We start from the raw sequence: 22369 nt of genomic DNA, 5'->3' as shown, positions 1-22369 counted from the left end.
GTCAAATTCCTTCCACGATGACGATGTCACGCCGCGAGCTGCGCAGCGCGATAGGCAAAATCTCCTGATATTCCGGTGATTCATACCAGGCAAGCGCCTGTTCCCGGCTCGGAAAGGCGATGATCACATGGCGATCCGGCCCGTCGCCCTCGACAAAGCTCTGCGCGCCACCCTTCACCAGGAATTCACCGCCCGCCTTTTCCGCCAGCTCGACTGTCTTGCTGGCATATGTCTGGTAATCTTCCGGGTCGGTCACGTCGATCCGGGCGATCAGATATACGGTCATTCCACACCCTCCTGGGCTTCCAGGACCGCCTCGGCGGCCTTGATCGCGGAATCGGCATTGCTCGCGTCGCGCCCGCCGCCCTGGGCCATGTCGGGGCGCCCGCCCCCACCCTTGCCGCCAAGTTCGGGCGTCGCCGCGCGCACCAGGTCAACTGCCGAGATCCGGTCGCTCAGGTCGTCGGTGACGCCCGCCGCGACGGCCGCCTTGCCATCGGCCTCGGCAATCAAAAGGACCGCGCCGGATCCGATCCGTGTCTTGTGCTCGTCGATGAGCGCGGGAAGATCCTTGCCCGATACGCCCCTGAGCACTTGTGCGAGAAACTTCACCCCGCCAATTTCGTGCGGCTCGGTGCCACCGCCCTGCCCCGCACCCCCAGCCATCGCCAGTTCGCGGCGCAGCTGCGCCACTTCGTTGGCAAGTTGGCGGCGCTCGTCCATCAGCGACTTCACGCGGGAAACCAGATCCTCGGGCCGGGTCTTCAATTCGCCGGCCAGCGCATCCACGCGCTTGGCCTGCGCGCTCAGGTGATCCAGCGCCGCCTGCCCGGTCAGGGCCTCGATCCGGCGTACGCCCGCGCTCGAGGCCTGATCGCCGGTCACGACGCAAAGCCCGATATCGCCGGTCTGACGCACATGGGTGCCGCCGCAAAGTTCGATCGAATAGGTCCGCCCATCCATGCCCTTGCCTGACCCATCCTGTGTGCCCATCGACACGACGCGCACCTCATCGCCGTATTTCTCGCCGAACAGGGCCTGCGCGCCCAGTTCACGCGCGTCGTCTGGCGTCATGATCCGGGTTTCGACCGGCGCGTTCTGACGAATGAAGGCGTTCACGTCGCCTTCCACCTGCGCCAGTTCGTCATCGCTCAGCGGCTTGGCATGGCTGAAGTCGAACCGCAGCCGGTCGGGTGCGTTCAGGCTGCCGCGCTGTGCGACATGATCGCCAAGTGTCTGGCGCAGCGCCTCGTGCAGCAGGTGCGTGGCCGAATGGTTGGCGCGAATGGCGCTGCGACGGGTGTGATCCACCTCAAGCTGCGCGGCTTCGCCCGTGGAGATCGTCCCGCTGGTCACTTCGGCGACATGGATGAACACGCCAGCCACTTTCTTGGTGTCAGTGATGCGCGCACTGCCGGCATCCGTCCTGAGCGTGCCGGTATCGCCGACCTGGCCGCCGGATTCGGCATAGAACGGCGTCTGGTTCAGCACGATCTGAACCTCGTCGCCGCTGTCTGCCTTTTCAACAGGCTTGCCGCCGCGCACCAAGGCGGTGATCTGCCCTTCGGCGATCTCGGTGTCATAGCCCAGAAAATCGGTCGCGCCGGTCTTGTCGGCGATGTCATACCAGATCGTGGCGTCGGCCGCCTCGCCGGATCCGCTCCAGGCGGCGCGCGCCTTGGCTTTCTGCTCGGCCATGGCCGCATCAAAGCCTGCAACATCCACCGCACGACCCATTTCGCGCAGCGCATCCTGTGTCAGGTCCAGCGGAAAGCCGAAGGTGTCATATAGCTTGAACGCAGCTTCACCGGGCAAAGGTGCCCCATCCGACAGCTTGTCAAGCTCATCATCCAGCAGCCGCAAGCCCCGCTCCAACGTCTGGCGAAAGCGCGTCTCCTCCAGATTCAGCGTCTCTTCGATCAGGGCCTGTGCGCGGCCAAGTTCCGGAAAGGCCTGCCCCATCTGGGTCACGAGGCTGGGCACAAGGCGATACATCACCGGATCCTGCGCGCCCAATAGATGAGCGTGGCGCATCGCGCGGCGCATGATCCGGCGCAGCACATAGCCGCGCCCCTCGTTCGAGGGCATCACCCCGTCGGCGATCAGGAACGAGGTCGAGCGCAAGTGGTCGGCGATCACACGATGATGCACGTTGCCCGGCCCGTCGGGTTCGCCATCGGTAATGTTGGCACTGGCCTCGATCAGGGCGCGCAGCAGGTCGGTGTCGTAATTGTCATGCTTGCCTTGAAGCAGCGCGCCGATCCGCTCCAGCCCCATGCCGGTGTCGATCGACTGCATGTCAAGATCGCGCTGCGTGCCGTCCTCGAAACGCTCGTTCTGCATGAAAACGAGGTTCCATATCTCGATAAAGCGATCGCCATCTTCCTCCGGACTGCCCGGCGGGCCACCCCAGATATGGGGCCCGTGATCATAGAAGATCTCGGTGCAGGGGCCGCAGGGGCCGGTTGCGCCCATCGACCAGAAATTGTCATCCGTGGCGATGCGGATGATACGTTCTTCGGGCAGGCCGGCGTATTTCTTCCAGATATCGGCGGCCTCGTCATCGGTATGATAGACCGTGACCAGCAGCTTGGACTTGTCGATCCCGAAATCCTTGGTCAGCAGGTCCCAAGCATAGGGGATCGCCTGTTCCTTGAAGTAATCGCCAAAGCTGAAATTGCCCAGCATCTCGAAGAAAGTGTGATGGCGCGCGGTGTAGCCGACATTGTCCAGATCGTTATGCTTGCCACCGGCACGCACGCATTTCTGGCTGGTGGCGGCGCGCGTGTAGTCGCGATGCTCGACCCCGGTGAAGAGGTTCTTGAACTGCACCATGCCCGAATTGGTGAACATCAGCGTCGGGTCGTTGCGCGGCACCAGCGGCGAGCTTTCGACGATCTGATGGCCGTTCCTGTCGAAGAAATTCAGAAAGGTTGAGCGGATTTCGTTCAGCGTGGGCATCTGGGTCTCGTTCTTTTCCGGGGCATCTGACCTTGCGTTGTGCAGCTTTATCCACGGCCAGCGCCGGTGTCCACAGCAAGAAAAGGCCCGGGCGCTCTCTGCGCCCGGGCCTGATTGCACCCAATACCTTCAGCCGAAAGCGTTCATGCCTCCAGGATATCGTCGCCGCCTTCGCCTTTGTCGCCTGACTTGTCTTCGGGCATGTCGAATTCCAGCCCATGCGCGGCGCGGATCTTGTCCTCGATCTCGAGCGCGATCTGCGTGTTGTCCTTGAGGAACTGTTTCACGTTCTCGCGGCCCTGGCCGATCCGCTCGTCACCATAGCTGAACCAGCTGCCCGATTTCTCGACCACACCGGCCTTGACGCCCAGATCCAGCAATTCGCCGGTCTTGGAGATACCCTCGCCATACATGATGTCGAATTCCACCTGCTTGAAGGGCGGCGCGACCTTGTTCTTCACGACCTTGACGCGAGTGGCATTGCCGACAACCTCGTCCCGGTCCTTGACCGCACCGATGCGGCGGATGTCCAGACGCACCGAGCTGTAGAATTTGAGCGCATTGCCGCCGGTGGTGGTTTCGGGGCTGCCGAACATCACGCCGATCTTCATGCGGATCTGGTTGATGAAGATCACGGTGCATTTGCTGCGGCTGATCGAACCGGTCAGCTTGCGCATCGCCTGGCTCATCAGCCGGGCCTGCACGCCGACGCTGGAATCACCCATCTCGCCTTCAAGTTCGGATTTCGGGGTCAGGGCAGCGACCGAGTCGACCACCACCATGCTGACTGCGCCCGAGCGCACCAGCGTGTCCACGATTTCCAGCGATTGTTCGCCCGTGTCGGGCTGAGAAATCAGCAGTTCATCAAGGTCCACACCCAGTTTTCTGGCATAGATCGGATCCAGCGCATGCTCGGCATCGACAAAGGCGCAAACCCCCCCCTTCTTCTGCTGCTCGGCGACGCAATGCAGCGTGAGGGTGGTCTTGCCCGAGCTTTCGGGGCCGTAAATCTCGACGATGCGGCCATTGGGCAGGCCACCGATCCCAAGTGCGATATCCAGCCCCAGGGAGCCGGTCGACGTGGCCTCGATATCGGCGACCGGGTTGTCCGATCCCATCTTCATGATCGAGCCCTTGCCGAACTGACGTTCGATCTGCGCAAGCGCGCTGTCGAGCGCTTTCTGCTTGTCCGCGTTCTTCTTGCTGTCCATGGTCAAAAGATCTGCCGTTGCCATTGTTCCGGTCCCTTATTTCACACCCTGTTTCGGGCGGCAATCACTGCCTGTGTTCACCTCTTGTTCCCTGACGTATGAAGACAAAAGGAGAACATTTCAAGATAATTGTTCACACGCCCCAGTTTTTCGCGCAGAGATGAAGATGTCGTTAACGCACGGCGGATTGGTTCGGTTGCTCTGGGAAAGGTGCGCAAATGCTCGTGTTTTCAAAGGCCAGGCTGGTGTTCCTCTCGGTGCCAAAGACCGGCACGACCGCCTATCAGGCCGCACTTGCGCCGCATGCGGCGATGGTGGTGAGCGATCCGCCCGAGCTCAAGCATGCGCCGGTATTTCGCTATAACCGCTTCTTTCGCCCCGCTCTCGAAAAGTTCATCGGCGCGCCGCTCGATGTGGTGGCGGTCATGCGTGAGCCCATCGACTGGCTGGGAAGCTGGTATCGCTATCGCCGCAGGCCCTTCATGAAGGGACAGCGCAACGCGACCCATGATGTCGATTTCGACGGGTTCGTGGATGCCTATACCAAGGGCGAAAAACCCTCTTTCGCCAATGTTGGCTCGCAGGCGAAATTTCTCGAGCCGCAAAAGAACGGCACCGCGGTCACCCATCTTTTCCGCTATGAGGATCAGGCTGGTCTCAAGGCGTTTCTGCACGAGCGGCTGGAACTTGACTTCGAAACGCCCCAAGAGAATGCCTCGCCCGCGATGGTGCTGGAACTCTCGGAAGCGACCGCCGACAAGATGCGCCGCAAATGCGCGGGTGAATTCGCCCTTTGGGAAGGGATCGGCGCGGGCGGGACCTATCGCCCATTGCCACAGGACTGACGCCGTCGGCCTGTTCAACCCATCTGGCGCTGAACGGTCTCGGTCAGTTCCGTCAACGAGAAGGGCTTTGGCAGGAAAACCGAATTCGGGATCGCCTTCTGTGCATCCCCGAATGTCTCTTCGGCATAACCCGAAACAAAGACCACATGCACATCCGGGCGGTGCTTGAGCGCCTGCGAAACCCAGCCAGGGCCATCTAGTCCCGGCATGACCACGTCGCTGACGAAGACATCGACCTTCAGTTCGGGGTCTTTCAGCATTTTGAGCGCATCCTCGCCCGACTCCGCCTCGAGCACGGTGTAGCCGCGCAGTTGCAGCGCGCGGCTGGCAAAGGCGCGCACCGGGGCTTCATCCTCGACCAGCAGCACGACGCCATCGGCGCGCGTCTTGCCCGCCACGCTGGTCTCGGGCACCTCCAGCGGTTCCTCGGGGGCGTCATTGGCGGGCAGCAGCAATTGAAAGGTCGTGCCCGCGCCCACCACGCTGTCGACAAAGATGAAGCCACCTGTCTGCTTGATGATTCCATAGGCCGTCGAGAGACCCAGTCCCGTGCCCTCGCCCGGACGTTTGGTGGTCACGAACGGTTCGAACACCTTTTGCAGTTTGTCGGCGGGGATGCCGACCCCCTCGTCGATCACGCGAACCGACACGTAGCGCCCCACGGGCACCACCGCGCGCCCGCGCCGCATGGGCTGCGCCAGATCAAGGTTTTCCGTGACGATACGGATATCGCCGCCCTCGGGCATGGCATCGCGGGCGTTGACGACCAGATTCATCAGGACCTGTTCAAGCTGACGCTTGTCGGCGCGGATCTTGAACAGCATCGGATCGTGGCTCAGTGCCAGCATCACCTTTTCGCCCACGAGGCGATTCAGCAGGTGGGTCAGATCGGCCAGCATGTCGCGCATGTCCATCATCTCGGGGCGCAGGGTCTGTTTGCGCGAATAGGCCAGCAACTGACTGACCAGCGCCGCGGCCCGGTTGGCATTCTGGCTGATCTGCACGAGGTCCGCATAATCTGCATCGCCCTGATCGTGGCGCAGCAGCGCCAGATCGCAATGCCCCGTGATCGCCGTCAACAGGTTGTTGAAATCATGCGCCACGCCGCCGGCAAGCTGGCCTATCGCCTGCATTTTCTGGCTCTGGACAAACTGCGCCTCAAGCGACTTGAGTTTCGTCGCATCGCTCAGGACCGCGATCAGGACGGTCTTGCCCGCCTCGCTTACGCGGTTCAGCGTCACCTGCGCGAACACTTCCTTGTCGTCGCGCCGCACCCGCATGAATTCCGAATGACCACCACCGCGCCCGGCGGCGGCATCCTCGAGCCAGTCGGTGATCGAGCGGCCCAAACCTTCGAGCAGGTCGCCAAGGCGGCGGTCCTGACATGCGGCAACGCCCAGCAGATCACGCGCCGGGCGGTTCGACAGTTCGATCTCGCCGCTGGGTGCCAGCTTCAGGAGCGGCACAGGCAGTTCATCGAAAAAGGCCCATCCATCGGGCTGGCGCTCAGGCGTGGCGATACCCGGCAAGAGGAAAAGCTCGCGCCGCCCGGCGGACGCTTCAAGTTCGACAAGAAGGCAGGGCATCGGCCCGGTGCGGCTTATGATGTCATTCACCTGGCCGGGGCGTGGCTGCAAGCGCGAGAATATCTCGTCCAGAGTGCGCACCCTTTCACCAACCAGGTTTCGCGCGGCGGCGTTCATGAACAGGATCGTGTCATTGCGCCCCACCGTCATCAGCGGCAACGGCATCGGGTCGGCATGAATCTGCACCCCGCCAAGCGGCTTCTCGATCCGCCAAAGATAGGTCTCCGGTCCGACGCGATGAACCGAGACATGCATATGCCCCTGTCGCGTGATCACCGCTTCGCGCGCCGCGCCGCGCACCCGCGCGCGGCTTTCCAGCCTGAAAAGAATGGCGCCCGGATTGGCGAGCGTGCCCTGAAACGCCCCGGCCAGCGTGCTTGCGCCGCCCGTGTCGAGCTGCCGCTTTGCGGCGGGGTTGAAATGGGCAAGCGCACCATCCGCAGCCGCCACAAGGCTGGGTGTGGGATCATGTTCCAGAAGTTGCGCGATCCGGGCTTGCTGTATGTGATCGGCGCGCGAATGGATCAGCGAAAGCAGCACGATCCATCCCGCCGTCATTGCGAGCGTCCCGGCCACCAGCCATATCACCATTTGCGCGAGTCCTGCCCCGACAATACCACCAGTGGCCGCAAAGATCAGCGCCGCCGCGAGGATCGCACCGATCCTTGGCCGAATGTCAGAAGCAGCCCGCCGCAGCGGCATCGGGAATTGAGCGGTTTTTGTCACCTGTTGGCCCCCCGGTCGGCGATTCGGTTCAGATCCTTTTGACCGAAAAGCCTTTATCGAAGGTTAAAGCAGGCCCGAAGCACACGTCAAGGCTGCATGCCGCGCATCATCGCCGCTCGGCGACCCAGAGATAGAACCCGTCGCCCTGTGCGCCAATCGGCCAGCGCCGTCGCAGGATCTCGCGCCAACCGGGATGACGGGCCATGAAATGATCGCTCTGCGCTTCGTTCTCGGCGTGAAACACCGAGCAGGTCGCATAGGCCAGCCGCCCGTGCGACGCGACCATCGCCTGCGCCTGATCAAGGATATCGCCCTGGGTCCGCCCCAGTTCCGCAAGGCGCTCGGCGCTCAGGCGCCATTTCGCATCCGGGTTGCGGCGCCATGTGCCGCTGCCCGAACAGGGCGCGTCGCACAGCACCAGGTCATAGGGTGCGGCCTCTCGTGCGTTCTCAAGCAGCTGGACCCTGACACCGGCGCGGGCGGCGCGGGCGGGCAGATCGGCCATCCGGCGCGGCGCGGCGTCATGGGCGAAAAAGGCGGCATCGGCGCGCGCAGCCAGCGCCAGCACCTTCCCGCCACCGCCTGCGCAGTAATCCAGGACCCGCCCCGCGCCCGTCAGATCAAGCGCCGCCATCGCGGCCTGGCTCGAGCCGTCCTGCAATTCGACGACCCCCTCGCGGAATGCGCGTGAATTCGCGACCCCGCGCGCACCCTCATCCAGACGCAACGCCATCGGGGCGATTGAAACCGGATCGGCAGCAAGCCCGTCTTCGGCCAGAAGCGCGATGGCCTCGTCGCGCGTTGCGCGCCGCACGTTCACCCGCAACATGAGAGGTGCGCGCCCACGCAATGCAAGCGCTGCCGCCTCGGCCCGCTTTCCAAGCGTGTCCCTGAAAAGCGGCAGCAACCAGTCGGGCAGGTCGAGCCGCTCGCCGTCGGTTTCGGGCGCACGACCGCCGGTGGCTTCATCCACGCTCAAGGGCGCAGGCGCATGACCGTCTCCCGAGAACAGTGGCAACACGGACTCACCCGCATCTCGCAATGCGCCCAGCATCAACCCCCGGCCCGTCATCGCGCCACCAAGGCAGGCATAGGAGCGTTTGCAACGCAGTGCCTGGAACACATGGTCGCGCACGGCGGCGCGGTCCTTCGATCCGGCATAGCGCGCGCCGCGCGCCCAGCCTGTCAGCGCCTTTTCCGCCGCCTCGCCTGCGAGGATCACATCAAGAACCCCGATCGCGGCGGCAACGCGCGCGCCGGGCGTCATGGCATGGCCCCGACGGGCTTAACCGATGCGGTAGTTCGGGCTTTCGCGGGTGATCTGCACGTCATGCACATGGCTTTCCTTCAGACCGGCACCGGTGATACGCACGAATTTGCAGTCGCGGCGCATCTCTTCGACCGTGGCGCAGCCCGTATACCCCATCGCCGCGCGCAAACCGCCGACCAGCTGATGCAGCACGTTGCCCGCCGCGCCCTTGTAGGGCACCTGCCCTTCGATGCCCTCGGGCACCAGCTTGTCGCTGGCGGCATCCTTCTGGAAATAGCGATCGGCCGAACCGCGCGCCATCGCGCCAAGGCTGCCCATGCCGCGATAGGCCTTGAAGCTGCGGCCCTGGTAAAGGATCGTCTCGCCGGGGCTTTCATCGGTGCCTGCAAGCATCGAGCCGACCATCGCACAGGACGCGCCCGCCGCGATCGCCTTGGCGAAATCGCCCGAGAACTTGATGCCCCCGTCCGCGATCACCGGCACGTCGCCCGCAGCCTGCGCGCAATCCATGACAGCGGTGAGCTGCGGCACGCCGACGCCCGCCACCATCCGGGTCGTGCAGATGCTGCCCGGGCCGATGCCGACCTTGACCGCATCCGCGCCCGAACCGATCAGCGCGCGGACCGCCTCGGCGGTGGCGACATTGCCGGCCACGACCTGCACCTCGCTCGACAGCGCCTTGGCGCGCTCAACGGCATGGGCGACGCCCTCGGAATGACCATGCGCCGTGTCGATCACGATCATGTCCACACCCGCATCGACCAACGCCTGCGCGCGCTCGAACCCGGCATCGCCCACGGTCGAGGCGGCCGCGACCCGTAACCGGCCCAACTCGTCCTTGCAGGCGGTCGGGTTCAGCACCGCCTGTTCGGTATCTTTCAAAGTCAGCAGGCCGGTCAGCTTGCCCTGCCCGTCGGTGACCAGCAGCTTCTCGATGCGGCGTGCCTTCATGAGGGATTTGGCTTCCTCTCGGTCGGCGGGCTCCTGCAGGATCGCCAGCCGGTCCGAGGTCATCATGACGCGCACGGGCGTGTCGTCCCGGTCGGCAAAGCGCATGTCGCGATTGGTCACGATCCCGACGACGCGGCCGGCCTCATCAACCACCGGAAAGCCGGTGACGTTGTATCGCTCCTGCAGGGCCTTGGCATCGGCCAGTGTCTGGTCGGGGGTCAGGGTGATCGGATTGTAGACGATACCGGATTCGAAACGCTTCACCCGGCGTACTTCTCGGGCCTGTTCATCGACGGTCAGGTTGCGGTGAATGACGCCCATGCCGCCCGTCTGCGCCATGCAGATCGCCATGCTGCTTTCGGTCACGGTATCCATGGCCGAGCTGAGCAAGGGTATGTTGAGGTCGATCGATCGGGTGACCCGCGTGCGCGTGTCCGCCGTGCTGGGCAGCACGCTGGACTTTGCGGGAACAAGCAGGACATCATCGAAGGTCAGCGCCTCACGAATCTCCATCGCGTTTCTCCATGGACAGATCGTTTGGCGCTTCCCTATTGCATGGATCGCTACCGGGTGAAAGGCCATTCTGACCTTGTCGGACGCATCGAATCGCTTCATGCGGTCCGCCCCCGGGCTGATCGCGGATTTCGGGGGCGCTGCCCCCGTCGCGCCGCGGGCGCGACTCCCCCGAGGTATTTCTCGCCAGATGAAGCACGGGCGCATCGGATGCTTGGCCTTGGCCCGGCTTTCGCGCTATAGGGGCGCAAATCAAAGTCAGGACGCAAATCATGGCCGAAACCGAGCAACCCCAGATCTACCTCGTCACGCCGCGCGAATTCGAGCTTTCGGATTTCTGCGACCGGCTGGGCGCGGTGATCGATGCGCATGAGGTCGCCTGTGTGCGTCTGGCGCTGGCCACGCAGAACGAGGACCGGCTGTCACGCGCCGCCGATGCCTGCCGCGAGATCACCCATGCGCGTGACATCGCGCTGGTCATCGACAGTCACCTGATCCTGGCCGAGCGGCTGGGTCTGGACGGTGTGCATCTGAGCGATGGTGCGCGTTCGGTGCGCAAGGCGCGCAAGGCGCTTGGCAATGACGCCATTGTGGGGGCCTATTGCGCCGCCTCGCGGCACGAGGGCATGAATGCCGGCGAAGCGGGCGCGGATTATGTCGGCTTCGGCCCGGTTGGCGCGACGGCGCTTGGCGATGGGTCGCTGGCCGGGCGCGATCTGTTCGAATGGTGGTCGCAGATGATCGAATTGCCGGTGGTCGCCGAAGGCGCGCTTGATGCGACGCTGATGCAGAGCCTTGCGCCGGTCACGGATTTTTTCGCGATCGGCGACGAGATCTGGACCTGCGACGATCCCGCAGCGGAACTCGGCAAGCTGATTGCGGCGATGGGCTGAACGGTCAGCCCGCACCCCGGCGTTCGGGCGGCATGCCGTCACGCACGATTTGCTCGAGCCTGGCGGCCAGAGCCTTGCGGTGTTCAAACTCCCCGACCCGGAGCGGGGCGTGATAGACGACTCTGACCGTGCCATGACGCCGCGCCGCCAGCATCTTGAGCAGATGCGGCGCGAAATCCATCTCGCCCCACCAGCCGTAGAACCGCGGATCCTCGCCCTCCGGGGCGTTGTAGATCACGCTGACCGGCTGGATATGCGCATCATGCAGCAGATGGGGTGCGAAGAACGCCTGAAACAGCGTCGTCTTGAAGGGCAACACCCGGAATCCGTCGGTGGATGTGCCCTCGGGAAAGAACAGCAGCTTGTGCCCCATCAGCAGCCGCCGCTCGAACATCTCGGTCTGGGCGCGCGCCTCCCTGGGGTTCCGGTTGATGAATACGGTCCCCGCACTGCGCGCCAGGACGCCGATACCGGCCCAGCCGGCGACTTCGGATTTCGAGACGAAATAGATGCGTTTGCGGGCGTTGAGCGCGAAGATATCGAGCCAAGATGAGTGGTTTGCGACCACGGCACCATGCGCGCGCATCGGCGCGCCCTTGGCCTCGAGGCGCATTCCCAGGATTGCGAACACCGCCCGGCTGACCCATTGCGGCACATGCGCGGTCCAGGGACGGTGCAGCCCGTGCAGGGGGCGCTCGACACCGCGCAGCGCAAGAAGCACGATCAGCCCTCCGAGCAGCAGCACGACCAAGGCGCCACCGCGTAGCAGGACCCGCACCCAGCCCGCGACGCCGATTGGGGGCATCGGCGCGGTGTCGCCCGGGTCCCAGGTGAAGTTCACCCCGTAACACCCTTTGTGTATATGCTTTTCTTTCTTTCACTCATGCGTTCGGCATCCATCACCAGGCAGATATCGGTGGTGTTGAAATCATGGTCGACAAAGGCGCCCTCGCCGACATGACCACCAAGGCGCAGATAGGCCTTGATCAATGCGGGCACCTTCAACATCGCCGCGCGCCGGTCGAGATCGGCCTCGGGAACCAGGTCCATAGACGCGAAATGCGCGGGCTGGGCGCGCACCCGTAGCGGTGGCGGCGCCAGATGACGGTGATGAAGAAGCGACAGGGGCTGTGCAAGTTCCTGCGTATCGGTGCCGTGAAAGCTGGCGACGCCGAACAGGATCTCGATCCCGTGCCGGCTGACATAGTCGGCCAATGCGGTCCAGAGATGGTACATCGCAGCACCGCCGCGATAATCCATGTCGAGGCAGGAACGCCCCAGCTCCAACAGCCGTCTCCCTGAACGCTTGAGGATATCGATATCGTATTCATCCTCGGAATAGAATTGCCCTGCGCGCTGCGCCTGGTCGTCGCGCAACACCCGGTACACGCCCACGACATCGCCACCCCTGGCATCGTCAATCAGGATGAGGTGATCGAACCATTGATCGAAGCGGTCCCGCTCAAGGCGCGCGTCATGATCCACCAGCGGCCCGTCGCCACCCAGTTCCTCGACAAAGACACGATAACGCAGACGCTGCGCCGCGCGCAGGTCATCCTCGCTGCTGGCCAGCTTGACGCGAAACTGCGGAGCATGTGCTGAATCCATCGTGCCTCAGGATGCATGGCGGCATGTGGCGAGGTTTGTAGTGAAGGCGCTGCACAAAGGCAACGCCTGCGCACCATCTCCACGCGCCCGCCTCCACGTTAATCATTTGGTAACTCTATCGGTCCTCTATGACAGGCAGCAACGCCACGCGGTTCGCGTCGATCACGATCTTTCCGGCCTCGCGGAAATTTACCGTGATGCGCCCGCCGATATTGGATTGCACCTGCCCGACGCCCCAATCGGGCTGGTCCGGATGCTGCACCAGCATGCCGGGTTCAAGAAGTGAATTGAGGTCCGACATATGCGCGTGCCTTTCGGAGATTGACATGCCTCACCATAACGAAACACTGGCCGCGCTGATAGGGTCGCGGATCTGCCATGACCTGATCAGCCCCATCGGGGCCGTCGCCAACGGGCTCGAACTGTTGCAGCTTTCCGGTGCCGAGGAACGCCCCGAAATGGCGCTGGTCAGTGACAGCGCCGCCCATGCCAATGCCCGGATCCGCCTGTTCCGGCTGGCTTTCGGCATCGCCTCGGATGCGCAGGCGGTCAGCGCTGACGAAATCCGCCGCATCCTTGCTGCGATCCATGACGGCGGCCGCATCACCCTCGACTGGAACCCGGAGGCCCATATGGCCCGGCGCATGGCGCAGCTGGTCTTGCTGGCAACGCTCTGTTGCGAACATGCCCTGCCCTATGGGGGTGCGATCTCGATCCGGGATTGCGATAGTGCATTCCGTATCCGCGCGACGGGCAAGCGGCTGCGGGTCGATCCGGGCTTATGGGGGCTGTTGCGCGGCGAACCACAGCATGAGGACGTGCCCCCGGCGGCGGTCCAGTTCCTGCTCTTGCCGCTCCATATGGCGTCGATGGATCGCCGCTGTTCGTTTGAAGCCGGCCCCGACAGTGTTGAAATCACCATCGGGTCCTGATCCCTAGCGGCGCGTCGCGCCATCACCTTCGACGAGGTATTTGAAACTGGTCAGCTGCGCGGCCCCCACCGGCCCGCGCGCATGTAGCTTGCCCGTCGCGATGCCGATCTCGGCACCCATGCCGAACTCGCCGCCATCTGCGAACTGGGTCGAGGCGTTGCGCATCAGGATCGCGGAGTCGAGCCGCTCGAAGAACGCGGTGGCGGCGGCATCATCTTCGGTGATGATGCAATCGGTATGCTGCGAGCCATAGCGGCGGATATGCGCGATTGCCGCGTCCAGATCATCGACCACGCGCGCGGCCACGATACTGTCGAGGTATTCGCGCCCCCAATCCGTCTCATTGGCGGCTTCGGTGCCCGGAATGGCCTGTAACGTCTCATCGGCGCGCACTTCGACACCGGCATCCATCAGCGCGCGCACCACGCCCTGCCCGATCGTGTCCAGCACGTCGCGATGAATGAGCAGACATTCCAGCGCGCCGCATATCCCGGTGCGCCGGGTCTTGGCGTTCAGCACCACTTTCAGGGCCTTCTCCGGGTCGGCCTCGCGGTCGATGAAGATATGCACGATGCCTTCGAGATGCGCAAAGACCGGCACCCGCGCCTCGCTTTGCACCAGTGCGACAAGCCCCTTGCCGCCGCGGGGCACGATCACATCGATATCGTCGACCATGGTCAGCATCGCCTGCACGGCGGCGCGGTCGCGTGTCGGCACGAGTTGAATCGCGTCCTCGGGCAGCCCGGCACCGCGCAGTCCCTCGACAAGACAGGTGTGGATCGCGGCGGATGAATGGAAGCTCTCGGATCCACCCCGAAGGATCACCGCATTCCCCGCCTTGAGGCACAGCGCACCGGCATCAGCGGTCACGTTGGGGCGGCTTTCGTAGATCACGCCGATCACGCCGATGGGGGTGCGCACCCGGCGGATATGCAGACCCGACTCCATGTTCCATTCGGCCAGGACCTCGCCCACCGGATCGTCCTGGGCGGCCACCGCGCGCAAGCCCGCGACAATGCCGCCGATCCGCTCTTCGGTCAGCAGCAGGCGGTCCATCATGGCCTCCGACAGGTCCTTTTCGCGCCCATAGGCCATATCCTGTTCGTTGGCGGCCATGATCATGGCGCGCCCCGTCCAGACCGCATCGGCGGCCAGTTCAAGCGCCTTGCGTTTGGCGTCAGGGCTGGCACTCGCCAATTCGCTGGCCGCCGCCCGGGCGCGCTGGCCGATCCCGGCCATCAGTGCGGGAATGTCATCCACGTCTTTCATCGCTCACTTCCCTGAATTCCTTGGGCGGACCTTAGCATCGCACCGCCTCAGAAGGCCATATCGTCGCGATGGATCAATGGCCCGCGTCCCGGATAACCCAACACGGCCTCAATCCGATCCGAGCGAAGCCCGCAAATTTTCCCGGCATCACCCGCATCATAACGGGTCAGCCCTTGCCCCATCACATGCCCCGCCTCATCGGCGATCTCCAGCGGGTCGCCGCGCGCGAAGGTGCCCTCAACGCGCAGCACCCCGGCGGCCAGCAGACTGCTGCCGCGCGCCAGCGCCCCGGCGGCGCCCTGGTCGACCACCACCCGGCCACGCGGCTTCATCGCCGCGATCCAGGCCTTGCGCTTTTGCTGGGGATCGCCCTGCGCCCGGAACCAGGTGGCAGCCGCGCCGTTTTCCAACGCCAGGATCGGATGCAGCACCGAGCCTTCGGTGATCGCCATGTCGCACCCCGCCGCGATGGCCGTCTTGGCCGCCATCAGCTTGGTCTTCATGCCGCCCTTGCTCAGGCCCGAGCCCGCATCGCCCGCCATCGCCTCGATTTCCGGGGTGACCGCCTCGATCACCTCGAAGCGCCGTGCGTTCGGGTCCTGCGCGGGATTGGCGGAGTAGAACCCGTCAACATCCGACAAGAGGATCAACTGATCCGCCCCCGCCGTCACCGCCACTTGGGCGGCCATGCGGTCATTGTCGCCATAGCGGATTTCATCGGTGGCGACGGTGTCGTTCTCGTTGACGATCGGCACCGCGCCAAGCGTCAGAAGCTGTTCAAGCGTAGCGCGTGAATTCAGGTAACGCCGCCGGTCTGCGCTGTCCTCCAGCGTGACCAGAACCTGCGCCGCGCGCAGCCCATGCGCCGCCAGCGCCTCGGCATAGGCGCGCGCCAGTTCGATCTGCCCCACCGCCGCCGCGGCCTGGCTCTGCTCAAGGGTCAACTCGCTCGCGGGCAGGCCAAGCCCCGCGCGGCCAAGTGCGATCGACCCCGACGAGACAAGAATCACGTCCGTTCCGCGCGCCCGCAGGCGCGCCACGTCCTCGGCCAGAGCACGCAGCCAATCCGCGCGCAGCTTGCCGGTCTTGCGATCCACAAGCAGCGCCGAGCCGATCTTCACGACAAGGCGCCTGGCGTCTTTTACGGCTGCCACTGTTCGGGTTCGTCCTCTGCTATGCGCTGGCGCAGGCGGTCGTCGTCGATCTCGGCACGCAGTGCGCGCAACACCTCCGTCACGCCCTCGCGCGCCACGCCCGACATCTCCAGCACGCGCCCCCCGCAAGCGGTTTCCAGTTCGCTGCGCGCCGCCGCGCGCTCCTCCTCGTCCAGCGCGTCGATCTTGTTGAGCGCCGTGATCCGGGGCTTGTCGGCCAGATGGCCGCCATAGGCCTCGAGTTCGTGGATGATCGTGCGGTAATCCTCGGCGATGCTGTCCGATGTGCCATCGACCAGATGCAACAGCACCGCGCAACGCTCCACATGCCCAAGGAACAGATCGCCCAATCCGCGCCCCTCATGCGCGCCGCCGATCAGGCCGGGGATGTCGGCCACGACGAATTCCACATCATCCACACCCACGACACCAAGGTTGGGATGCAGCGTCGTGAATGGGTAATCCGCGATCTTCGGGCGCGCGTTCGACGTGGCGGCAAGGAAGGTGGACTTGCCCGCATTGGGCAGCCCCAACAGCCCCACATCGGCAATAAGCTTGAGGCGCAGCCACAGCGTGCGCTCGACCCCCGGCTGGCCGGGATTGGCGCGCCGGGGCGCCTGGTTCGTCGAGCTCTTGAAATGCAGGTTGCCCCAGCCGCCATTGCCGCCCTTGGCCAGCAACACGCGCTCGCCGACCTGTGTCAGATCGGCAATCACCGTCTCCTGATCCTCGTCCAGAATCTCGGTGCCCACCGGCACGCGCAGCACGATGTCGTCGCCATCCTTGCCGGTGCGCTGCTTGCCCATGCCGGGCTGGCCGTTCCTGGCGAAAAAATGCTGCTGATAGCGAAAATCGATCAGCGTGTTCAGCCCCTCGACCGCCTCGACCCAGACCGAACCGCCAGTGCCGCCATCGCCGCCATCGGGACCGCCATATTCGATGTATTTCTCGCGGCGGAAGCTGATGCAGCCGCCCCCGCCCGCGCCCGAGCGAATGTGAACCTTTGCAAGATCGAGAAATTTCATGTCGTTTCCTTATGCAAAGGCCGCTCCGGGCTCAATCCATTTTGAGGCTGTAAGTCCATGTGGGCACCTTGGCGCCACGTGCAACCGAGAAGCTTTCGGCATCCCCCAGATAGGCGAAACCGCATTTGGTCAGCACCCGCGCCGAGACCGGGTTATCCTGAAAGACCGTGGCAAAGATCGTCCGGCAATCCAGCGGATTTGCCGCGATCAACGCCGCCACCGCCGCCGAGGCGACCCCGGTGTTCCAATAGGCCGGCGCGACCCAATAGCCGATCTCGGCCTGTCCCTGATCGACCCGTTCAAGACCGATCAGGCCCATGACCTCGGGGCCGTCGCTGCGCGTACCGTCCATCGCCCAGACATCCTCGATGCGCTCTTTTGATTGCGCGCGTGCGATGAAGGCTTCGGTCGTGCCCGGCGGCAGCGGATGGGGGATCGACGTGGTGGCTGAGGCCACCCGCTGATCGGCGGTGTAGAATTCGATCAGCCCGGCATCCGACGGGCGCAGCGGGCGCAGATCGAAACGTTCGGTCTCGATCACCGGCTGATTGACAATCAGGTCGTGCAACATGCGCGTTCTCTCCTCGGATTGCGCTTTCGGGGGGATGCGCCTCTCGCCTCGGGCATGGTGCCCTCGTCCCTTCGCATCCCGACGGAATGACCCGAAATGAAAAGGGGACCGGCGCTGGCGCCGATCCCCAAATTTTCTGAACTCTCTCAGATCGGCTTACTCGGCAGCCTCCGCGACTGGAGCTACCGAAATGAAAGTGCGGCCCTTGAGGCCCTTGTGGAACTTCACGGCGCCTTCGGCGACGGCAAAGATCGTGTGATCCTTGCCCTGGCCGACGCCTTCGCCCGGCCAGAACTTGTTGCCGCGCTGACGCACGATGATGTTGCCCGGAATGACGGCCTGACCGCCATATTTCTTCACGCCAAGACGGCGACCCGCTGAGTCGCGACCGTTACGGGAGGAACCGCCTGCTTTCTTGTGTGCCATATCGTGTTACTCCTTTCGCCCTTCAGCCCTTGGCCAGCTCTTTGGCCTGGTCGACCCAGCCCTCACGCTCGATCCGGCCCTTGAAGGACAGCTTTTCATCCATATCAGCAATATCGGCCTCGGTCCACGCCGCGATCTGCGCGAAGGTGGTGACGCCGGCTTCATGCAGTTTCTTCTCAAGCGCAGGGCCAACGCCCGACAGCTCCTTGAGATCGTCGCCGCCCGTGTCAGCCTTCGCCGCCGCCTTGGGGGCGGCTTTCTTGGCCGGGGCGGCCTTGGCTCCGGCCTCGGCCGTCTTGGGCGCGTCCTTTTTCGGCGCAGCCTTCTTGGCGGGTGCCTTGGCTTCGGCGGCACCTGCGGCGACGGCCGCGATCGACCCCGCGCCCAGTGCGGCCTTGACGCCCGACTTGTCGGCGCCCTTCTCGAGGATCTCGGTCACCCGCAGCAGGGTGAGCTTCTGACGATGCCCGACCGTGCGCTTGGAGCCGTGCTTACGGCGGCGCTTGACGAAGTTGATGACCTTGTCGCCCTTGACCTGATCGACCACCTCGGCCTGCACGGCCGCGCCATCGACGAAAGGCGTGCCGATCACCGGCTTGTCGCCGCCCAGCATCAGGATCTCGTTGAATTGAACTTTCTCACCGGCATCGGCTGCCAGCTTTTCAACGCGCAGCACGTCGCCGGACTGCACCTTGTACTGCTTGCCACCGGTTTTCATAACCGCAAACATCTGCTTTTCCTTTTCGCTTGCCGCGTTCTTCGGTCCCGGTTTCCCGGTGTTCCCGGTCCGGCCCCCTTGGCCAAGACCACCTCGAACAGCGCACCCTTGATGGGCGATCATTACATGACCCGCACGGGAATGACCCGCCGGGATGCGCGCTTATTCAAAAACTGGGCTGCAAAGTCAAGGGGGCGGCGGGGGTTTTTGGCCTCAAAGCCGTTCACTTTGCATGCGCTGCGCCACGGCACGCCCCAGCAGGTAGGAAATCTCTTCATACATGCGGTCGAAGGCCGTGAAGGTCGCACGATTGAGCGCCTGCCCATCGGGGCTGCGATAAAAGGCGGCATAGGCCTCGAGATCGGTCTCGGACAGCGGATCATAGGCCATTACGAGGAAGGATTGCAGCCAGTCGCGCGCATCCTCGCGCACCTCGTCCTCCTGGCTCCAGACATCGGCCAGGATGTCATCCTGCGACATCTCCAGCGCACCGCCATCCACCAGCCCGTTATAGAACATGAGATTCGCATTGAGCGCGCCGCTCACATTGCGCTCGATCAGGTCGCTATCCTCGATCAGGCGGTCCACATGGTCCAGCAGCGGGTCATTCGCGTCGCGCCGCGTTTCAAGCCGCTCACGCGCGCTTTCCTCGACCACCGGGTCCAAAAACGCCCGTCGCGCCGCCAGCTCCAGCGCGACGATCTCCTGCCCGCGCGGCGAGGCGAAGAACGCGATCATCGGCTCGGGATCGGCCCCGCCAAGCGCCTCGCCAATGCCTTGCGTCACCAGCGCGCGCATCTTCTCGGCGTCGTAAATCCGCGACACGACGGCGGGCCAGCCATCGGATTCGCCGTCCGCCAACATATCGCTTCCGACCTCGCGCCCGAAGACCAGCCCTTCTTCGCGCATGACCGCAACCGTATCCGCGATCCTGAGCGCCGCGATCAGGGCGTCGATCTGCGCGCTCCGCTCCGCGCCCTGCTGCGCGACAGCCTGGCACATCGCGCCAATCGCCAGCACCAGGCCCGCCAGCGCCCCCCTTATGACAGTGCCGCTCACAGCTCCTGCCCCGTGCCGACTTCGGCCATACGCTTGGCCAGAGCCTCGTAACGGTCGGCGGTGATCTCCCATTGCACGGCATTCATCAGTTCATAGACCCGCTGCATCCGCGGATCGCGCAGCGCGTCCAGATAGTCGCGCAGATCCTCGTCCGATATGTCGCGATAGGTATAGGCCGCCGCCGCAAGCCCCGAACGTTTCAAATCCAGCCGCAGCGAATCCCTGTTCTCGCGCATCAGGGCGCGCAGCCGCTCTTCGTCGATCCGCCGCTCCATGACCCCGGCATTGGACGCCGCCATCATGAAGCGCACCTGAAGCTCCTGCACCGCGCGCACCGCCACGTCACCGCTATCCACGGCGGCGTTGAGATCGCTCAGGAGGCCGGCGCGCTCCGAACCACGCTCCACCATCCGCGCGATCAGTTCCTCGCCGATGGCGTTCTTGTCAACATCCTCCCCGGCCATATGAGAGGCGTTCTCGACCTCGACCAGCCGCTGCCCGAGCGGCGAGGCATAGAACCCCGCCGCATGGGCCAGGTCCTCATCCGAAAGTGTCTCTTCCAGAATATCCAGCGCCATTTGCCGCATCTCGCCGGTATCAAAGACATCCTCGGCCATCCGGCTCCACTGATCGCCGAAATCGCTGGCCGACAGGCCCAGCATTTCGGGCGCCTGTTCCGCCGACAGCGCGATGCTGTCCAGCGCCACGTCAAACCCGGTCACATCCAGAAAGGCCACCAGCCGGTCGCGCTCTGCAGCCCGCGCCCCGCCTGCAGCCAGCGCAAGGACAAGCGCAAGGGCCAGCATCAGAACCGGTGAAGCAGCCTGCCGGACAAGGGCATCGGGGCGCGCGGCGATCATGGCATGTCCTTTCTTCATGAGCCTTCGAGTCTAAGCTAGGCAAAAACAATGATCAAACAACGTCAAAACCCCCTTGTCATGCCCGCGAAAGCGAATTAAACGCACCCTCCAGACCCCGCGGAGAGGTGCCGGAGTGGTCGAACGGGGCGGTCTCGAAAACCGTTGATCCTTCACGGGATCCCAGGGTTCGAATCCCTGTCTCTCCGCCATTTGCTCTTGATTTCGTTCGGAAATCCGGCAATATGGCAAATCCCGAATACTATATGCGGCTCTCATGTACCATGGCGCGTGCGGTCAGTCCCGCGTACTTAGCAAGGGTGTGCACGTCCTCGCCCCTCGACATGAGCTTGCATGGCGGTCTACAACCCATGGGAACAAGGGAGTTCATCGCATGACTTCGATCCTGATCCTCAACGGGCCGAACCTCAACCTGCTGGGTCAGCGCCAGCCCGATGTCTATGGCACCACGACCCTCGCCGATATCGAGAAGCTGTGCCGCGACAAGGCGAGGGATCTTGGCGTCGCGATGGATTTTCGCCAGGACAACAGCGAAGGCGCCCTCATCGATGCGATCCACGCCGCGCGCGGCGCCCACGCGGGGATCATCCTCAACGCCGGGGCCTATACCCATACCTCGATCGCGCTGATGGATGCGTTGTTTTCAGTCGAATTGCCCGCCATCGAGCTGCATCTGTCCAACATCCATGCGCGTGAATCCTTTCGCCATGAATCCTATATCGCTCGGGCCGCCATCGGGGTGATCTGCGGCTTCGGCGCCAAGGGCTATGAACTGGCCCTCGACGCGATGACATCACATCTGGAGAACTGAATGGTCTCTTGCGACCAGATCAACGCGCTCATCAATGTTTCAAGCATAGAAGAGCTATGGGATCTGCACACGCAGCAAATGGCCCGCTACGGGTTCGACCGCATTCTCTATGGAGTCACCCATTATCGCACATCGACGTCGCTCGGGGATCCGGACGATTTCATCGTGCTGACCAATCACGACCGCGAATATACCGACCTCTATATCGGCGAGGGCCTTTATGCCCATGCGCCGATGGTACGCTGGGCGCTGGAACATGAAGGCGCCTGTTCCTGGTCGGTGCTGCGACGGATGCTCGACACGGGGGCGCTCAGCGAAGGTGAGCGCCGAGTGTTAGAGTTCAATCGCTGCCAGGGCGTGACGGCAGGTTACTCGATCAGCTTCAAAAGCATCTCGAAACGCAGCAAGGGGGCGATCGCGCTGACCGGGCGGCACGGGCTCGATCAGGCGGCTGTGGACGCGATCTGGAGCGAACACGGGGAGGAGATTCTGGCGCTCAACAATATTGCGCATCTGCGAATCCAGACCCTGCCTTACAAAACCGAGAAACGTTCCCTCACCCGGCGCCAGCGCGAGGTTCTGGGTTGGGTCGGAGACGGCAAGACGATTCAGGATATCGCCCTCCTTTTATCGCTCAATCCCGCCACTGTCGAAAAGCACCTTCGCCTTGCGCGCGAGGCGCTTGGGGTCGAAACCACGGCCCAGGCGGTGCTCAAAGCGTCATTCCAGAACCAGATGTTCGTGCTGGATCTGTGACTTATCGTCTGATTTCAACAGCCTGACGTCAGGTAAGGAATAACATACTTCCGTTCTGCTCCATTCAGGCGCACAATTGTTATGTTCCGTGAGTGGTGGCATTTTAGCCTGGGAACGTGGGCTCGGGACTCCTTGTAATTCCAAGGCTCTCCGGCCTGCCGGTTTCTGACCGGACCCCGGCCGTCGATCTTATTCATCGGGTCGGC

Annotated in this window: 22 protein-coding genes and 1 tRNA gene; 6 read left to right on the top strand and 17 right to left on the bottom strand. The window is 63.7% G+C overall.

The genetic code is table 11. The features are described 5' to 3' along the window. Position 1: 1 nt before the first annotated feature. The 3 genes from N5A93_RS01980 to recA form a co-directional block, all read right to left on the bottom strand. Positions 2-286: a DUF1330 domain-containing protein gene (locus N5A93_RS01980; protein ID WP_268953366.1), complete on the bottom strand. Its 285-nt coding sequence runs from the start codon at positions 284-286 to the stop codon at positions 2-4. Next, the gene (gene alaS, locus N5A93_RS01975; protein WP_268953365.1) at positions 283-2961 is read right to left on the bottom strand and encodes an alanine--tRNA ligase; all 2679 of its coding nucleotides are present in this window, start codon (positions 2959-2961) and stop codon (positions 283-285) included. Before alaS ends, N5A93_RS01980 begins: the two co-directional genes overlap by 4 nt. A gap of 143 nt (positions 2962-3104) precedes the next feature. Beyond that, positions 3105-4196, bottom strand: a complete 1092-nt coding sequence (gene recA, locus N5A93_RS01970) for a recombinase RecA (protein ID WP_268953364.1) — start codon at positions 4194-4196, stop codon at positions 3105-3107. A 194-nt stretch (positions 4197-4390) separates the two neighbouring features. Between recA and N5A93_RS01965 the strand changes: the two genes are divergently transcribed. Then, positions 4391-5017 carry a gamma-glutamyl kinase gene (locus N5A93_RS01965; protein ID WP_268953363.1) on the top strand — a complete coding sequence of 209 codons (627 nt, stop codon included), beginning with the start codon at positions 4391-4393 and terminating at the stop codon, positions 5015-5017. Positions 5018-5031: 14 nt separating this feature from the next. Here the strand turns inward: N5A93_RS01965 and N5A93_RS01960 are convergent, their stop codons facing one another. The 3 genes from N5A93_RS01960 to guaB all read right to left on the bottom strand — a co-directional run bounded on the left by N5A93_RS01960 (position 5032) and on the right by guaB (position 10063). Next, positions 5032-7305, bottom strand: coding sequence for an ATP-binding protein (locus tag N5A93_RS01960; RefSeq protein ID WP_268953502.1), 2274 nt, complete (start codon positions 7303-7305; stop codon positions 5032-5034). A gap of 130 nt (positions 7306-7435) precedes the next feature. Then, on the bottom strand, positions 7436-8596 hold the full coding sequence (locus tag N5A93_RS01955) for an RsmB/NOP family class I SAM-dependent RNA methyltransferase (RefSeq protein WP_268953362.1): 1161 nt from the start codon (positions 8594-8596) through the stop codon (positions 7436-7438). An 18-nt stretch (positions 8597-8614) separates the two neighbouring features. Beyond that, positions 8615-10063, bottom strand: coding sequence for an IMP dehydrogenase (gene guaB / locus N5A93_RS01950; RefSeq protein WP_268953361.1), 1449 nt, complete (start codon positions 10061-10063; stop codon positions 8615-8617). A gap of 272 nt (positions 10064-10335) precedes the next feature. Here guaB and N5A93_RS01945 point away from each other — a divergent pair, with 272 nt between their 5' ends. Beyond that, positions 10336-10956 carry a thiamine phosphate synthase gene (locus N5A93_RS01945; RefSeq protein ID WP_268953360.1) on the top strand — a complete coding sequence of 207 codons (621 nt, stop codon included), beginning with the start codon at positions 10336-10338 and terminating at the stop codon, positions 10954-10956. Between the two features lie 4 nt (positions 10957-10960). Here the strand turns inward: N5A93_RS01945 and olsA are convergent, their stop codons facing one another. From olsA to N5A93_RS01930, 3 genes are all read right to left on the bottom strand, one after another. Continuing rightward, entirely contained in the window at positions 10961-11797 is an 837-nt protein-coding gene (gene olsA, locus N5A93_RS01940; RefSeq protein WP_502263976.1) for a lyso-ornithine lipid O-acyltransferase, read from the bottom strand. Then, positions 11794-12564, bottom strand: a complete 771-nt coding sequence (gene olsB, locus N5A93_RS01935) for an L-ornithine N(alpha)-acyltransferase (protein ID WP_268953359.1) — start codon at positions 12562-12564, stop codon at positions 11794-11796. Before olsB ends, olsA begins: the two co-directional genes overlap by 4 nt. Positions 12565-12679: 115 nt before the next feature. Further along, on the bottom strand, positions 12680-12865 hold the full coding sequence (locus N5A93_RS01930; protein ID WP_268953358.1) for a DUF3553 domain-containing protein: 186 nt from the start codon (positions 12863-12865) through the stop codon (positions 12680-12682). Between the two features lie 25 nt (positions 12866-12890). Between N5A93_RS01930 and N5A93_RS01925 the strand changes: the two genes are divergently transcribed. Continuing rightward, the gene (locus tag N5A93_RS01925) at positions 12891-13496 is read left to right on the top strand and encodes a histidine phosphotransferase family protein (RefSeq protein WP_268953357.1); all 606 of its coding nucleotides are present in this window, start codon (positions 12891-12893) and stop codon (positions 13494-13496) included. A gap of 3 nt (positions 13497-13499) precedes the next feature. On the opposite strand, the gene N5A93_RS01920 is transcribed toward N5A93_RS01925, so the two are convergent. From N5A93_RS01920 to N5A93_RS01885, 8 genes are all read right to left on the bottom strand, one after another. Beyond that, entirely contained in the window at positions 13500-14765 is a 1266-nt protein-coding gene (locus tag N5A93_RS01920; RefSeq protein ID WP_268953356.1) for a glutamate-5-semialdehyde dehydrogenase, read from the bottom strand. A gap of 47 nt (positions 14766-14812) precedes the next feature. Beyond that, positions 14813-15919, bottom strand: a complete 1107-nt coding sequence (gene proB, locus N5A93_RS01915; RefSeq protein ID WP_268953355.1) for a glutamate 5-kinase — start codon at positions 15917-15919, stop codon at positions 14813-14815. Then, positions 15907-16944: a GTPase ObgE gene (obgE, locus tag N5A93_RS01910; RefSeq protein WP_268953354.1), complete on the bottom strand. Its 1038-nt coding sequence runs from the start codon at positions 16942-16944 to the stop codon at positions 15907-15909. The genes proB and obgE overlap by 13 nt, the downstream gene beginning before the upstream one ends. Positions 16945-16975: 31 nt before the next feature. Further along, positions 16976-17515, bottom strand: coding sequence for a GNAT family N-acetyltransferase (locus N5A93_RS01905; protein ID WP_268953353.1), 540 nt, complete (start codon positions 17513-17515; stop codon positions 16976-16978). 156 nt (positions 17516-17671) lie between these two features. Next, complete coding sequence (rpmA, locus tag N5A93_RS01900) at positions 17672-17941, bottom strand: 50S ribosomal protein L27 (RefSeq protein ID WP_268953352.1); 270 nt, start codon at positions 17939-17941, stop codon at positions 17672-17674. Positions 17942-17963: 22 nt separating this feature from the next. Continuing rightward, complete coding sequence (locus tag N5A93_RS01895) at positions 17964-18671, bottom strand: 50S ribosomal protein L21 (protein ID WP_268953351.1); 708 nt, start codon at positions 18669-18671, stop codon at positions 17964-17966. A 201-nt stretch (positions 18672-18872) separates the two neighbouring features. Then, positions 18873-19718 carry a DUF2059 domain-containing protein gene (locus N5A93_RS01890; protein WP_268953350.1) on the bottom strand — a complete coding sequence of 282 codons (846 nt, stop codon included), beginning with the start codon at positions 19716-19718 and terminating at the stop codon, positions 18873-18875. Further along, positions 19715-20578 carry a DUF2059 domain-containing protein gene (locus N5A93_RS01885; RefSeq protein WP_268953349.1) on the bottom strand — a complete coding sequence of 288 codons (864 nt, stop codon included), beginning with the start codon at positions 20576-20578 and terminating at the stop codon, positions 19715-19717. The genes N5A93_RS01890 and N5A93_RS01885 overlap by 4 nt, the downstream gene beginning before the upstream one ends. 119 nt (positions 20579-20697) lie before the next feature. Between N5A93_RS01885 and N5A93_RS01880 the strand changes: the two genes are divergently transcribed. The 3 genes from N5A93_RS01880 to N5A93_RS01870 all read left to right on the top strand — a co-directional run bounded on the left by N5A93_RS01880 (position 20698) and on the right by N5A93_RS01870 (position 22163). Further along, positions 20698-20787, top strand: a tRNA-Ser gene (locus N5A93_RS01880). A 182-nt stretch (positions 20788-20969) separates the two neighbouring features. Further along, complete coding sequence (gene aroQ, locus N5A93_RS01875; RefSeq protein WP_268953348.1) at positions 20970-21407, top strand: type II 3-dehydroquinate dehydratase; 438 nt, start codon at positions 20970-20972, stop codon at positions 21405-21407. Next, on the top strand, positions 21408-22163 hold the full coding sequence (locus N5A93_RS01870; RefSeq protein ID WP_268953347.1) for a LuxR family transcriptional regulator: 756 nt from the start codon (positions 21408-21410) through the stop codon (positions 22161-22163). The last annotated feature ends 206 nt before the right edge of the window (positions 22164-22369 follow it).

This window comes from Roseovarius salincola (assembly GCF_026891095.1).
Classification (GTDB): Bacteria; Pseudomonadota; Alphaproteobacteria; order Rhodobacterales; family Rhodobacteraceae; genus Roseovarius; species Roseovarius salincola.
Note: the sequence above shows the minus strand (reverse complement) of the source record. Positions and strands in the feature narration are given on the sequence as shown.

Bases quoted from the DNA above. Each gene is read 5' to 3' on its own strand.
- N5A93_RS01980 (WP_268953366.1), bottom strand. From the start codon at position 286: ATGACCGTATATCTGATCGCCCGGATCGACGTGACCGACCCGGAAGAT.
- obgE (WP_268953354.1), bottom strand. From the start codon at position 16,944: ATGAAATTTCTCGATCTTGCAAAGGTTCACATTCGCTCGGGCGCGGGC.
- N5A93_RS01945 (WP_268953360.1), top strand. From the start codon at position 10,336: ATGGCCGAAACCGAGCAACCCCAGATCTACCTCGTCACGCCGCGCGAA.
- N5A93_RS01885 (WP_268953349.1), bottom strand. From the start codon at position 20,578: ATGATCGCCGCGCGCCCCGATGCCCTTGTCCGGCAGGCTGCTTCACCG.
- N5A93_RS01870 (WP_268953347.1), top strand. From the start codon at position 21,408: ATGGTCTCTTGCGACCAGATCAACGCGCTCATCAATGTTTCAAGCATA.
- recA (WP_268953364.1), bottom strand. From the start codon at position 4,196: ATGGCAACGGCAGATCTTTTGACCATGGACAGCAAGAAGAACGCGGAC.
- N5A93_RS01895 (WP_268953351.1), bottom strand. From the start codon at position 18,671: ATGTTTGCGGTTATGAAAACCGGTGGCAAGCAGTACAAGGTGCAGTCC.
- N5A93_RS01925 (WP_268953357.1), top strand. From the start codon at position 12,891: ATGCCTCACCATAACGAAACACTGGCCGCGCTGATAGGGTCGCGGATC.
- N5A93_RS01960 (WP_268953502.1), bottom strand. From the start codon at position 7,305: ATGCCGCTGCGGCGGGCTGCTTCTGACATTCGGCCAAGGATCGGTGCG.
- N5A93_RS01965 (WP_268953363.1), top strand. From the start codon at position 4,391: ATGCTCGTGTTTTCAAAGGCCAGGCTGGTGTTCCTCTCGGTGCCAAAG.
- olsB (WP_268953359.1), bottom strand. From the start codon at position 12,564: ATGGATTCAGCACATGCTCCGCAGTTTCGCGTCAAGCTGGCCAGCAGC.
- guaB (WP_268953361.1), bottom strand. From the start codon at position 10,063: ATGGAGATTCGTGAGGCGCTGACCTTCGATGATGTCCTGCTTGTTCCC.
- N5A93_RS01905 (WP_268953353.1), bottom strand. From the start codon at position 17,515: ATGTTGCACGACCTGATTGTCAATCAGCCGGTGATCGAGACCGAACGT.
- aroQ (WP_268953348.1), top strand. From the start codon at position 20,970: ATGACTTCGATCCTGATCCTCAACGGGCCGAACCTCAACCTGCTGGGT.
- alaS (WP_268953365.1), bottom strand. From the start codon at position 2,961: ATGCCCACGCTGAACGAAATCCGCTCAACCTTTCTGAATTTCTTCGAC.
- rpmA (WP_268953352.1), bottom strand. From the start codon at position 17,941: ATGGCACACAAGAAAGCAGGCGGTTCCTCCCGTAACGGTCGCGACTCA.
- N5A93_RS01930 (WP_268953358.1), bottom strand. From the start codon at position 12,865: ATGTCGGACCTCAATTCACTTCTTGAACCCGGCATGCTGGTGCAGCAT.
- N5A93_RS01920 (WP_268953356.1), bottom strand. From the start codon at position 14,765: ATGAAAGACGTGGATGACATTCCCGCACTGATGGCCGGGATCGGCCAG.
- N5A93_RS01955 (WP_268953362.1), bottom strand. From the start codon at position 8,596: ATGACGCCCGGCGCGCGCGTTGCCGCCGCGATCGGGGTTCTTGATGTG.